This window comes from Streptomyces sp. OfavH-34-F, from assembly GCF_022347745.1.
In the GTDB taxonomy this organism is placed as follows: Bacteria; Actinomycetota; Actinomycetes; order Streptomycetales; family Streptomycetaceae; genus Streptomyces.
In genome coordinates, this window is sequence record NZ_JAKRGC010000011.1 from 1 (window position 1) to 13,504 (window position 13,504).

Below are 13,504 nucleotides of genomic sequence, written 5' to 3' on the forward strand. Positions count from 1 at the left end.
CGCCGCGGCCGGTGCGGCTGCGGACGGGGGCAGGTCCAGGGTGTAGGGCAGGCCGGTGGCGGCCGGGGTCCAGCCGGAGACCCGGCCGGCGTAGGCGGACCCGAAGCCGGTGCCGTCGTGCCGGGTGCCGGCGGGCATGGTGGCCGTGATCGCGACACCTGCGGGCGCCCGCACGGTCACCTCGTCGCCGATGCGGTAGGCGGTGACCTGGCCCGCGTCGAGGGCGGCGCGCCAGGCGGCACGGCGCCGCATCTCGCTGCCGATGTCCTTCATGCGGAGGTTGACCACGGGGGTGTCGGCGGTGAACAGGTCGGCGTAGCCGTCGAGTACACCGTCGAGCACCGGATAGGCGATGCGGTCCTCGGCGAGGTTCGCCTGGTGGATGAAGTGCGGCTTGGGATCGTTGGACAGGACGTGGCCCAGGGCGATCCGGGTCTCCAGCGGGACGATGTAGTCGGTGTAGCCGGTGGTGACGTCCAGCGGCGCGGCCAGGCAGGTGGTGGTGGCGGGGTTGTCCTCGCAGATCCCGCTGCCGCCCTGGGCCCGGCTGGTGTACAGCCAGTTGTACTCGTCGACCTGCTCCGCCGCCCGCCCGGTGTTGTAGAAGATGTTCATCGGGTAGCGGGAGACGGTCGTGGCGGGGCCGACCTGGCGCTGCACGGGGTCACGGGAGTTGTCCGAGCCCAGCCACTGGACGCCGGTGTCGGCGAGGGCGAGCGGCAGGTTGGGGTTGTCCACCGGCTGCTGCGGCAACACCTTCAGACCGGAGTGCTCGCCGGTGACCAACTCCTTCCGGTCGAGCGGGAGTCCGGCCGCCACACCCCACGCCTCGTTGGTCGCGATCTCGTCGACGATGTCGTTCCGGCTGACCCACCGGGTGGAGCCGTCGGGGTTCGTCGCGCACTTCCACGGCACCACGCTGATGTCCTGCACACACCCGAGGAAGGCGTGGGTGTAGGTGTGGTTGATCCAGCGGAACCGGTTCTTCTCGGTGATGAGCTTGTCGGCGAGGAGGTCCTGACCGCCGTTGTCCTCGCGGTGGTCGGCGCTGCCGGAGGCGTTGTAGGCCAGGTCGAGGGTGAAGCCGTGGCTGTTCTGCCAGGAGAGGGCGTGATCGACGTCGGCCGGGACCATGCGGATCGGGTCCGGGGTGCCCTCGCCCGGCTGGCAGTCCACGTCACCGGGTGTGCAGTTGAGGTCGGTGTCCCAGCGGTCGTCGGCGGCGAACACGTCGTCCACGTGGACCGCGAAGTAGTTGCGGTCGGCGCCGAGGTGCACCCCGCCGGTCATCCACTCCACGATGCCCCTGGCCAGCAGCCGGAACTGCTGCTGGTACCGGTTGTAGACGAAGGTGACGACGAGTTCCCGCCGTCCGTCGTGCCGGTACTCGCCCACCAGGGAGCCCTTGGTGGCCCTCCCCGGGATCGTCGCCTGGACGTAGGGCGTGAAGTCGGCGCCCGTCACCGGTGCCGACAGGTAGGCGTAGGACTCGCCCACGGTGGGGGAGTTGTCCTCGAACGGCACCGCGTCTTCCAGGTAGCCGAAGGGCCCGGCCTTGCCCGCCTGCGTCACCTCGGCCCGCATCCCGTCGGCGCTGCCGGCGTAGCCGGTGCCGACCGCCGCGTTGAGCCCCACCTGCGGCCGGGCGTACGTGTAGGCGTCGACCTGGGGGACCGCGTACGCCTGCTCGTAGGCCACGAGGGCCGCCATCTCGGCGGAGCCCGTCGGGAAGGGGTTGTCGTTGGGCAGGACGACGGCCTGGTACTTCGCTCGCGGCCGGCCGTCGACGGTGTCGGCGAGGAAGCCCGCGTCGATCACCGCCCGTCCGGAGTCGTTCAGGTCGACCTCGGTGTACGGCGTCCCGGCGTTCTCCAGCTCGGCGGCGATGGCGTCGGTGGAGGGCCCCCCGTCGCTCACGACGAGCACGCGCAGATCGACGCGCGGTGCCGGATCGTCCGCCTGGGCGGTGGCCACGGGTAACCCGAAGGTCGCCATCAGCGCGCCCACCAGGAGCGCGGTCGTGCGATTGGTCCGCTTCATGCGGTGGAATTCCCTCCCCAGGGCAGGGGAGGTCGGACTCCTGCCAGAGCCTGCCCCACCCCATGACCGTGCCGCCGCCCCTTCGGGGCGACGGTCGTTGACGCATCCGTCGAGTCACATCATGGGGGTCCGCGTGGAGCCTTTGTGTGACTGTCGGGAAACTTGACGGAAAAGCATATGTCTCGATCAATCCGACAAGCTGGTCGTGCCTGTTGACCGTGGTGGGCCCGCCCCTGGACGGGCGGGTGAGCGGTGCCAGTGGGCTAGACCAAGAGGCCGAAACGCGGTGCGGCCGGATCGAGTCACCGCCGGGCGGCATGCCGACGGCGGCCGGCGTGGAACTGGGGCCGGCCGCCGTCCTCCCGGGCGATTCCCGCTCAGCGGGGGCACGCACCGCCCGGGATGCGAGGGGGCGCGATCACGCGCACAGCACGCGGGTCTCGGGCGTGTAGACCGGACCGCCGCTGATGTTGGTGCTGTCGCTGAACTCTGCGTAGAAGTAGGAGTAGAAGCCGATGTTGCCGTTGCAGCCGGAGTCGGCGGCGACCTGCAGCGTCAGGGTGACGGTACGGCTCTGACCTGGCGGAATGGTGGTCCCGTAGTTGCCCCCGAGGTCGGCCGGCCCGACCCCGGAACACGGCACGGCCCCGGCGGCCGTCGCCAGGCTGCACCCGGTGAAGCTGTACTTGAGGTCGGGGCGCTGGGTGGTCAGCCAGGTCGGATCGATGGTCTGGTAGATGAACCAGATGTCGTACGTCTGGTTGTTCTTGATCGTCATCGACAGGTTCACCGTGCCGCCGGGCGTGGTGGTGGCCGCGTCGGTCGTGAACGACAGCTGAGCGGCCGGATCGGCGGCGCTCGCGGTGGGCGCCAGGCCGAAGAGCGAGAGGGCGACGGCGACGATTGCGGCGAGACCGAGGCGTCTCGTGCGAGTGAGTCTCATGGCCCGGGAGAGTAAGCACGGCCCGCACACACCGTCTGCACCCCGCACCTCACTGTGTACGTGATGTGGCTGAAAGCGATCAGAAGGTGAAGGACCCGTGCGACCACCTTCACACACCGGCCCGGAGGGAAGTCGTCGCACGATAACACCATGATGCGACCCGATAGCGGAGAGTTGCCCCACGCACCACTACCGCGGGTAAGCGCGACACCCTCAATGGCGAATTCCGAGAACCCCAACCCACCCGGGCCCGGAACCGCCGCCGACGGACATACGAACCGTCATCGGTGTTCCTGGCAGACGCCCTGTAGGGACACATGAACATCCACGGCCCGCCACGGGCCGCCGACACCGCGCATCCGGGCGCCGACCTACACGGCCGACTGACTCACCGGCAGCTGCGAGCGGTGGAGATTCTGTTCCTGGCGGGCACGGTCGGGCTATCCCCGTTCGGGACGTAGCAGGACCTCGCTGCCCAGGGGGGTGAACCCGCAGGCGAGGAAGGCCCGGAGGGAGCGGGCGTTGCCGGGGGCGACGGCGGCGAAGACCGGGTCGGCTTCCGGTACGAGGGCCAGGGCGTCGGCGAGGAGCGACCGCCCGTGTCCTTGGCCGCCGTCCTGAACGTCGCGGAGTTCGATGCTCAGCTCACGCCGTCCGGCGAGGCCGTCGGCCAGGGTGATGAGGCCGCGCTCGTCGCCGTAGACCTTGACGTTCGTCCGCAGCTCGCGGGCATGGCGGACGCGGGGATGGTCGTCTGCGTCGGTCAGCTCTGCCAGACGCGACGGGCCCCCTGTGCCACGGGCCATGAGCGTCACGTCGATGACGTCGATCCAGCCCTTCGGGCCGGCCAGGTGCCGCAGGAAATCCGGTGAGAGCGAGGCACCGAAGCCGTCCGGTTCCTGGGCGTGTACGGCCTGGCCGGCCAGGGCGGTGGCGACGACGGCGTGGCCGGTGAAGGCGACCGAGCACTCAAGTCCCCCGGCCAGGGGCGGCAGCACCGTCACCCGGCCGTCGGCCGGCGGGAAGCGGCCGTCGGCGGCGGCCATGAAGAACGTCAGGAGCGGGTGCGCTGCGCCCACGGTTGCTCACCTGTCTGTTGGAGAAGCCGGAAGGGGGTAAGGGTGTCTCAGTCGCCGAGGATGCGCTCCCACAGCAACCCGTCCCGCCAGCTCCCGTCGAGATAGATCGAGGAGTGAGCGACGCCGTACGGGCTGAACCCGTTGCGGCGCAGTACCCGCTGCGACGGCAGATTGTCCAGATTGGTGGACGCCTCGGCACGGTGCAGCCCGAGTTCGTCCGTCATCACCCGGAGGACAAGTCCGAGGGCGCGCCCGGCATGCCCTTGATTCTGGGCGGTGCTGGCGATCCAGTATCCGATGGAGCCGCGGCGCAGGTACGGCTGCGGCAGGATGCCGCCGACGGTGATCTGCCCGATGACCTCGCCTTCGGCGAGCACCACGCCCGGCCAGACCGAGCCGGCCCGGTACCCGGCCAGCAGGCCGTCGATCCGCTCCGCCTGTCCCTCCGGGGTGAAGAATGCGGCCGGCTGGTCCGGTTCCCACGGCCGGAACGCCTCGACGTCACGCACCCGATGCGCGGCGATCACGGCGGCGTCGTCGGGCTCGATCAGACGAATCCTGGTGCTGCTGCGCATGGGCTGATCCTCGTAGCGGGGCGTCGTATGAGACAGCCAGCCTATGCAGACAGACCCGGGCACCCCCCCGGGGCCCACCCGACTGAACCGCTCCGCGCCCCGGCCCACGCCCACCGCACGATCGTCAAGAGTCCCCACACCCTGGCCACGGCACTGCTGGGCGAGCCGGGGCCCGGTGCGAGTGCCGTCACGCCCCGCCCGGGCAAGAGCCGATCCCGCAGCTCGTCGTACGTGCCCGCCTCCGAGATCCGGCCTTAGTCGAGGTCGATGATCCGGCGGGTGTTGGCCAACCGGTGCGTGCTGAACACCATGGCCCTGCCCTCGGCGAGGTCCTTCAGACGGGTGCAGATCCGGTGCCCGGCGCGGGCGCCGAGTGCGGCGGCCGGTTCGTCCACCACGAGGACGGGTGCGTCGCGGTGGAAGGCGCGGGGACGCCCCGTCCGGCGAGGCCCGACAGGCCACCACCAGGAACTACCCCCGCAGGCGCGGGGACGACACTTCCTGACCTGCGGTGATGCTAGCAAGTGAGGCGGATTTCCTTTACCTGCATCTTGGCTCCGCTGCGGCTTGCTCAGGGGCGTTGTCAGTGGCACCGCCTAGTGTGCCAGGACGTACGTGAAGGGATGATTTCCATGGTTAATCACCGGTCTTCTGTGGTGCAGCTCATGAGGAGCATGGGGCTGGCGCCTGACGTCGTGGAGCGGGTTTCGCGGCTCTGGGGGAAGTCCGCGGCCAGGAACGGCGGACGCACGCATCTGCTGATCGGGCATCTGCTGGACACGGCCGCAGTAGCCGGGCTCATGTGGGACCGGTACCTTTCGCCGGCCTTTCGGCGCAGGCTCGATGAGATCAGCGAGGGCCGGGGCCGCCTGTGGTTCATGTGGGTGTGCGGCATTCATGACTGCGGCAAGGCGTGCCCGGCGTTTCAGGCCATGGACCCGATCGAGGCCGCCCCCGTGCGGGCGGCGGGGCTGACGTGGGGGCGGCAGCCGGCCAATCGGGGGAAGCGGTGGCGTCACGATGTCGCCGGGGCCGCCCTGCTCAAGCCTCGACTGGTTGCCGAATGGGGGAGCGAGGAAGCCGCCGCGTGGGTGTGGCCCCTGGTGGCGGGGCACCACGGTACGTTTCCGTCCGTCAAGAGCATCGAGCCGCCGTACCGAGGGGCAGAGGGAGAAGGGCCCGAGTGGGCCGAGGCGCAGCGCGCGGTGGTCGACGTGTTCACCCGTGCCATCGGGTTCGAGGACCTGGCGGACGTACGCCCCGTGGGCGCCCTGCGGAAGGCGGAGCAACTCGCGCTGTCGGGGCTGATCGTCATGGCGGACTGGATCGCGAGTGGCGGCCGCACAGGCCGAGGGCTGGCAGATGCCGGCCAGGTCTCGCTGGACGAAGCCCAGCGCCGCATGGAGTCGTGGTGGGACGAATTACGCCTGCGCGGCGGGTGGCAGGGCCTTCCGCTGCCGGGCACCCGGCTGGCGCCGCTGACCGACCGGCTGGGGGTGGCGCCACGCGCCTCGCAGCGGGAACTGGTGGAGCGGGCGTGGTCGATGCCGGTGCCGGGGCTCATGGTCGCGGAGGCCCCCATGGGGGAGGGGAAGACGAAGGGCGCCCTCGCTGCCGCAGAGGTCCTGGCAGCGCGCTTCGGGCTCGACGGCGTGTTCGTCGCGATGCCCACCCAGGCCACGAGCGACCCGATGTACGAGCAGGTCCTGCAGTGGGTGCGTACGTTCGACCCGGAGCTCGAGTCGCAGGTCGCGCTCCTCCACGGACGCCGGCGCTTCAACGCCTGGTGGCGGGCGATCTGGGAGGGGAAGGCCCGCCCGGACACCGACGAGTGCGCCTGCGCGGGCGAGGAAGCCGACCTCGGAGCCCTGGACGCGTACGACGACTTCGGGAGCATCGGCGAGGACGCCGACTTCGGCATGGCCTCGGCCGTACCGTCGACCGGAGACGTTCCCTCCTCCGAGGCGGACGGCCCCGCCCACTGGTTCCTCGACAACAAGCGGGGGCTGCTCACCGCGTTCGGCGTCGGCACCGTGGACCACCTGCTGCACGCCGCGACCCGCACCCGCCATGTCATGCTCCGGTTCGCCGGGCTCGCAGGCAAGGTCGTGATCGTCGACGAGGTCCACGCGGCGGACGTCTACATGCGGCAGTTCCTCGTGGAGGCGCTGCGCTGGCTCGGGCAGGCGGGGGTTCCGATCGTGCTGCTCTCGGCGACCCTGCCGCCCGCGCAGCGGCAGCTCTTCGTGGACGCCTACCTGTCCGGCGTCCTGGGTACGGCGGACGTGCACCAGCCGGTTCCGGAACCCGCCGGGTACCCGTGCGTCACGGTCGCCTACGGCGTGGAGGGCCGAGCCGTCGCCGAGACATCCCGCGAGGCCGTGCCGTCCTGGCGCGCGTCGATGCCTGTGGAGCTCGCCTGGCTGCCCGACACCGATGTCCCCGGTGCGCGGGTGGTGCGGGCGGTACGTGAGTCCGTCGCGGACGGCGGAGTGGTCCTGGTGGTGGTCAACCAGGTCGCCCGCGCCCAGGCGATCCACGACGGCCTGCGCGAGGCCGGGTTCGACGGCGAGTTGCACTTGCTGCACGCGCGCATGTGCGCCGCCCACCGCGCCGACCGGACGGCGGAGTGCCTGCGTCTGATGGGGCCGAAGGCAGGTTCGGATCGGCCGGAGCGCATGGTGGTGATCGCCACGCAACTCGCGGAGCAGTCATTCGACGTGGACGCGGACGTCCTGATCACCGACCTGGCCCCCACCGACCTGCTCCTGCAACGCATCGGCCGACTGCACCGCCACAGCGGCACCCGCCGTCCCGACACCCACCGCGTGCCGAGGGTCCTGGTCACGGGCGCGGCGGCGGGACAGGACGGAGTCCCGCGCTTCCTCAAGGCTTCGGAGAAGATTTACGGCAGGTGGTCCCTGCTGCGGGCGGCAGTCCTCGTGGAGGAGGCCGCCGGCTCGCTCTCGGCCGCCCCGGATGCGCGGAGTGCGCGTACGCGGGGGAACGGGTGGAGCATCCCGGCCGACGTGCCGGAGCTGGTGGCCCGCGCCTACGGCGGCGACGGCGTCTGCCCGGCCGGCTGGCACGAGACCGAAGCCCTGGAACAGTGGGAGGCGAAGGAGTGGAAGCGGGAGGACAAGGCTGGGGAGTTCCTTCTGTGTCGTCAGCGGGAATGGGCCTTCCCCACGCTTGAGGGCCTTCACTACGCGGGCAGCCGGGTCGCCACCCAGGAGCAGCTCGACGCCGTCGTCCGGGACGGCGAACCGACCGTCGAGGCGGTGATCGTCCATCGCGTTCCCGGCGGCTACCGGGCGTACGACGGCACCTGGCTCGGTATCCACGGCGAGGTGGACGACGACGAGGTGACCGACCGATTGATGGGCGGAATCATCCGCCTCCCGGCCGGGCTCACCGAAGCCGCTCAGGCCGAACTGCGCCCGCTGCCGGCGTGGGTCAACCGCCCATGGCTCACGTACCGGCCGGCGCTGGTCCTGGAGGAGGACGGTACGGCGGTCCTCGGCACGCACAAGGTCTCGTACGACGACGTGCTGGGCCTGCTCATCGAGTGGGGGTGAGGGTGGAGCGTCCCGGATTCCCTCGACCCCGCCCGTGCGGGGACCACCTTGAGAACTGACAGGGAACACCCCCGGCGCTGCGGGGAGAAGGAACGCTCCACACGCACAGGCAAAGAGTACTGGCCTATGGCCTATAGCTCCGGAAGCTGAAGCAGTCACCGGGATGAGGTGGGCGAGTTGCGAGAATTGACAGTTGGAGTAATGTGGTGATCGGCGGGGAGAGAGGCTCGGGAGGCATCGTCTCCCCGCCAACCCTCCCACCTGGAGGACAGGGGCAGGGCACGTCGTGGAGAGGAGAAAGCGCCATGGAAGTCAATGGAGACCTGGTCCACGGCACGATGCTGACCGCGGTCGATGTGGACGGCTCCACGCGACAATCCGGTCTGCTCGACCTGTTGTTCGACGCGCATCGGATCCGACGCCTGGAACTTCCGGTGCACACCATGACACCAGTGGTGCTACGCCAGTTGCTGCTGCCGGTCATGTTCGATGCGCTGGGGATGCCGAGGAGCCGGCAGGAATGGGGCGAGCGGTTCCGCCGGGGCCGGTTCTCCGAGGAGGAACGCGCCCGCCTCGGCGCGTACCTGGGCCCCGAGCGGTACGGCGACCGGTTCCGGCTCTTCGGCCCGGAGCGCCCCTTCGCACAGGTGGCAGGGCTGACCGCGCTGAACGGGGAGACGAAGTCCGCCGCGCAACTGGTGCCTTCGGTGGCGTCCGGGAACAACGTGCCCCTGTTCAGCGCGCTGAGTGAGTCGGACGACCTGCTGCTGACGCCGGGCGAGGCCGCGCTGTGGCTGCTCCACGTGCACTGCTGGGACACGGCGTCGATCAAGACCGGCGCCGAGGGCGACCCGCAGGCGAGCAAGGGCAAGACGACCGGCAACCCCACCGGCCCGCTCGGCCAGTTCGGTGTCGTCGTCCCCACCGGAGCGACGCTGTACGACACGCTGCTGCTGAACACCCCGATCGTGCCGGACGGCCTCAAGGCCGACGACCGGCCGCAGTGGGCCTGGGACGAGCGCCCGGCAAGCCTCGGCTGCACGTCACCGGCAAGCCCGGCCTGGTCCCAGCGCCCGGCGAGCGGGTTGTTGGACCTGCTGACCTTCCAGTCGCGCCGGGTGCGCCTGTTCACCTGCGAGACGGAGTCGGGGGTACGGGTGAACCGGGTCATCGTGTCCGCCGGTGACCGGCTGACACGGACGCCCCAGGACGAGCCGCACACCGCGTGGCAGCACACGGCCAAGCCGAAGAAGGACCAGCCGCACCAGCGGCCCCGCCGGCACACCTCGGGCCGGGCGGCGTGGCAAGGGCTGAGCACCCTCCTGGCGATGACCCTGCCCGAACAGGGCGACGGCCCCTACACCTCGTCGCTGCTGCGGCAGATCGGGGACCTCCAGGCCGATCAGGTGCTTCCCCACGGATACCCACTCGGTGCGGAGACCTCGGGTCTGGAGTACGGCACGCAGTCCGCCGTGGTGGAGAACGCGATCGGTGACGACGTGCCCCTGCCGGTCAACGCGCTCCTCGCCCAGGACAAGTGGCTGCGCGCGGCCTTGCTGGAGTGCGTCGACCAGGCGGACCAGGTCGCCCGGGCGCTCGACGGTCTCAACAACGATCTGCGGCGCGCGGCGGGCGGTGACCCGCTGCCCAGGGACAAGGGCAGCAGGCCATCCGCCGCGTTCCTCCACTCCCTCGACGGGATCATGCGGCGTCTCCTCGTCGGTCTGCGGACCGTCGGGGACGACGGCGACCTCCTCGAACGAGCCCAGCTCGCCTGGGAGCAGTCCCTGCGGATCGCCGCGGACAGGGAAGCCGACCTGCTGCTCGCGGCCGTCCCCCCGCGCGCCGTCGTGGGCCGCACGGTCAGGAGCGGTGACAAGGAGTTCGTGTACCGCAGCGGCAAGGCCGTCGGTCACTTCCAGGCGAAACTCGGCGCGATTCTGGAACGGATCGCGGCCGGACACGGCACCGAGGCAGAGGAGGCCGCGGCATGACGTCCACCCGGACACGTCCGTTCTTCTGGGAGGAGGCTGCCGAGGACTGGGACGCGAAGCGGCGGGCGGGACAGCCTCCGGAATTCTCCGAGTACGTGGTGCGAAAGCTCCGGGCCGTGCGCGAAGGCGTGGGCCGGGAGCCGGGCTCCGTCGCGTCGATGCGATCCGTCCACCGCGTCTTCCTCCGGGACGAGGAGCTGGACAGCCTCCCGCGCTCGTACGTCGCCGAGCACTACGCACTGACCCTGTTCGGTCTGCACCAGCACGCCTCGTCCGAGCCCGTCCACCAGCCAGGCAACGGGCTTGGCACCGCGTTCCTGCGGCTGTGGCGCATGGAGCCGCAGGCCCGGCCCGCTCGGGAACGGCGGCTGCTCGCGGCCGCCTCCGCCCAGGACGTGCACGAACTGGCGCAGCACCTCCAGCGCCTCGTGCCCCTGCTGCGGCAGGCAGGTATCGGCCTGGACTACAGGCGGCTGCTCTTCGAGCTGCAGCAGTGGGACGGCCCGGAGCGGGACCGTACGCTGCGGGCCTGGGGCCTCCAGTGCACCGACCCCGGCACTCCCGCCCCACCCGGTGACGAGGGTGCGCGGCGCTCCGACGCCGACAGCGCGTCCGCACCGTACTGGGTGACGTACGACCCCAGGAGCCGGGACGCCGCCGCAGAGCTGGCCGCGCTGCGCTCGGGCATCGGGCGGGAGGCGGGCACGGTGCCCGCCATGTGGGCGTTCCATCGCACCCGCATGACGTCGAACCGGCGCGATGCAGGACACCTCACACCGGATCTGAAGGCCGAACACGCGGCGCTCACCCTCTTCGCCCGTCATCAGCAGGCCCAGGAGCACCGGATGCACGTCAAGGGCCACAGCCCGGGCACCGCTGTCGGCTTCCTTGCCAAGAAGACGGCGGAGGGCATGGGCACAGGCGCCACCACCGCACTGGAACGGCGCTTCGGCGTCCTGCTCACCTCCGACGACTTCGACGAACTCGTCATGCATCTGCGCTCGCTCGTACCGCTGCTGAACCAAGCCGGTATCGGACTCGACTACGACCTGCTCCGCAAAGCCCTGCGCTTCTGGGACGACCCGAGTCGTCCGGACGCCGCGGCCTGTCGCCGGCGCTGGGAGCGCGACTTCCATACCGCGAAGACCGCGAACACCGCGAAGAAGTCCTGAATCCACCGACCGGAGACGGCCGCCCGGCCGCTCCGGCGCCGTATGCGGGACGCCCCGAAGGAACCCCGCGTACGCCCCGTTGCTTCGCCTCTCACACCCGGGTGCCGCCATGGGCGGCGCCCCACGCCTTCTAGGAGCTGTGCCATGAACCAGCCGCACCTGTTCGTCGAGGTCCACATCCTGCAGAGCCTGCCGCCGTCCAACGTCAACCGGGACGACAGCGGTACCCCCAAGCAGGCCCAGTTCGGTGGTGCCCGGCGCGCCCGCGTCTCCTCGCAGGCGTGGAAGCGGGCCACCCGCACCGAGTACGCCCGGCAGGTGCCCGAGGCCGACCGGGCCACCCGCACCAAGCGCATCGCCACCCTGCTCACCGAGCGGCTCGCCCGGTCCGCCGACGAGGGCGGAGCCGGCCTCGACGCGGAGCCGGCCGACCGTCTGGCCACCGCTCTTCTCGAACCGCTCGGGATCGCCAAGTCGGCGAAGAAGGACGACCAGTCGGCGTACCTGTTGTTCTTCGGCAAGAAGCAGCTCGATGACCTGGTGGCCGCGCTCGACGGCCGTGCCGCCGAACTCGCCGCCCTGCCCGACGACGAGCTGAAGGCGGAGGTGAAGAAGCTCCCCGTCGTCGGGACGCTGTCCACCGGGCACCCGGCGGAGGTCGCGCTCTTCGGCCGCATGGTCGCCGACCTGCCCGCGCTGAACGTGGACGCCTCCGTGCAGGTCGCGCACGCCCTGTCCACCCACGCCGTGCGTACCGAGTTCGACTACTTCACCGCGGTGGACGACGAGAACACCGAGGACCACGGGGCCGGGATGATCGGAACCGTCGAGTTCAACTCCTCCACCCTGTACCGGTACGCGGTCCTGGGCGTGCACCAGCTGCGCGACAACCTCTCCGACACCGCCGAGACCCGGGACACGGCGGTCCGCTTCGTCGAGGCGTTCGCACGCTCCATGCCCACCGGACACCAGAACTCCTTCGCCCACCGCACCCTGCCCCACCTGGTCCTGCTGACCGTCCGCACCGACCAGCCGGTCAACCTGGTCTCCGCCTACGAGGAGCCCGTCACCGGCACCACCGGCCTCGCCGAAGAATCCGCTGTCCAGCTCGCCGAAGAACTCACGAAGGTCGGCGAGACCTGGGGCAACAAGCCACTGCGTACGCTGGCCACCTACACCGCCGAAAAGGACAAGGTCACCGACGCATTCGGCCCCTCCCTGTCCTTCCCCGCCCTCCTCGATGCCCTGGGCGCCCTGGTCGGCGACTGGCTCGACGGCGGAGCGGCGGCTGTGGCCGGCGACGGCGCGGAGGCCGGTGCCCGATGACCGGCACCGAGTACGCGGTCCTGCTGCTGCGGCTCGCCGCCCCCTTGCAGTCGTGGGGCGGCCCCTCCCGCTACAACCGGCGCGAAACACGCCCCCAACCCACCAAGTCCGGGGTCCTCGGCCTCCTGGCCGCCGCCGAAGGCCGCGACCGTGCGGCGTCCATCGCCGATCTGGTCGGACTCCGGCTCGGCGTCCGTGCCGATCAGCCCGGTTCCCTGCTCCGCGACTACCACACGTACAGCGACTACCGGGGGGTGCCCCTGCTGTCGGCCAAGACCAACGCCAAGGGGCAGCAGACCCGGACCACACCCGCCAAGTACACAGGCGTCACCCAGCGCTTCTACCTCCAGGACGCCGTCTTCGTCGTGGCCCTCCGCGGCCCGAAGCCCCTCCTGACGGGCCTGGAGAAGGCCGTCCGGCATCCCGTCCACCCGCTCTCCCTGGGCCGCCGCTCCTGCCCGCCCACCGGCCCCGTCAGCCTCGGTCTGCGCCCCGACACCGATCTGGAGGAGGCACTGAAACGGGTGCCGTGGCAGGCGGGCCCGTACCGCCGCAGCCAAGTCCGGGACGCCACCGTGTCCCTGGAGGCCACCGTGGAGGACCCGGCGGGCGACCACCTCGCCGTGGACGTCCCCGACACCTACGACCTCAAGACCGGAACCACCTTCGGCCGCCGCGCCGTGCGCCATCTGTGGGTCTCCGTGCCCACCGGACACGCCGAGCCACCGCAGTCCGCGCGGGACACCGGCCCCACCGGCCGGTCCGGCCACGACCCGTTCGCCCTCCTGGGCTGGTGA

At 70.9% G+C, this 13,504-nt stretch carries 10 protein-coding genes; 5 read left to right on the forward strand and 5 right to left on the reverse strand.

The window, feature by feature from the left end:
* The 5 genes from MHW47_RS04140 to MHW47_RS04160 form a co-directional block, all read right to left on the reverse strand.
* Positions 1 to 2,040: hypothetical protein (locus MHW47_RS04140; RefSeq protein WP_239221233.1), on the reverse strand; the 2,040-nt coding region annotated here is incomplete at its 3' end.
* Positions 2,041 to 2,458: 418 nt separating this feature from the next.
* Positions 2,459 to 2,983, reverse strand: a complete 525-nt coding sequence (locus tag MHW47_RS04145; RefSeq protein ID WP_239221234.1) for a hypothetical protein — start codon at positions 2,981 to 2,983, stop codon at positions 2,459 to 2,461.
* Between the two features lie 440 nt (positions 2,984 to 3,423).
* A complete protein-coding gene (locus MHW47_RS04150; protein ID WP_239221235.1) occupies positions 3,424 to 4,062 on the reverse strand; it encodes a hypothetical protein in 639 nt (212 codons plus the stop codon).
* Between the two features lie 47 nt (positions 4,063 to 4,109).
* On the reverse strand, positions 4,110 to 4,637 hold the full coding sequence (locus MHW47_RS04155; protein ID WP_239221236.1) for a GNAT family N-acetyltransferase: 528 nt from the start codon (positions 4,635 to 4,637) through the stop codon (positions 4,110 to 4,112).
* Between the two features lie 254 nt (positions 4,638 to 4,891).
* Entirely contained in the window at positions 4,892 to 5,032 is a 141-nt protein-coding gene (locus tag MHW47_RS04160) for a hypothetical protein (protein WP_239221237.1), read from the reverse strand.
* A 279-nt stretch (positions 5,033 to 5,311) separates the two neighbouring features.
* Between MHW47_RS04160 and cas3 the strand changes: the two genes are divergently transcribed.
* From cas3 to cas5e, 5 genes are all read left to right on the forward strand, one after another.
* Entirely contained in the window at positions 5,312 to 8,215 is a 2,904-nt protein-coding gene (cas3, locus tag MHW47_RS04165; protein ID WP_239221238.1) for a CRISPR-associated helicase Cas3', read from the forward strand.
* A gap of 305 nt (positions 8,216 to 8,520) precedes the next feature.
* Positions 8,521 to 10,209, forward strand: coding sequence for a type I-E CRISPR-associated protein Cse1/CasA (gene casA, locus MHW47_RS04170; protein WP_239221239.1), 1,689 nt, complete (start codon positions 8,521 to 8,523; stop codon positions 10,207 to 10,209).
* The gene (gene casB, locus MHW47_RS04175) at positions 10,206 to 11,381 is read left to right on the forward strand and encodes a type I-E CRISPR-associated protein Cse2/CasB (protein WP_239221240.1); all 1,176 of its coding nucleotides are present in this window, start codon (positions 10,206 to 10,208) and stop codon (positions 11,379 to 11,381) included. Before casA ends, casB begins: the two co-directional genes overlap by 4 nt.
* 144 nt (positions 11,382 to 11,525) lie before the next feature.
* Positions 11,526 to 12,707: a type I-E CRISPR-associated protein Cas7/Cse4/CasC gene (gene cas7e, locus MHW47_RS04180; protein WP_239221241.1), complete on the forward strand. Its 1,182-nt coding sequence runs from the start codon at positions 11,526 to 11,528 to the stop codon at positions 12,705 to 12,707.
* Positions 12,704 to 13,504: a type I-E CRISPR-associated protein Cas5/CasD gene (cas5e, locus tag MHW47_RS04185; RefSeq protein WP_239221242.1), complete on the forward strand. Its 801-nt coding sequence runs from the start codon at positions 12,704 to 12,706 to the stop codon at positions 13,502 to 13,504. The genes cas7e and cas5e overlap by 4 nt, the downstream gene beginning before the upstream one ends.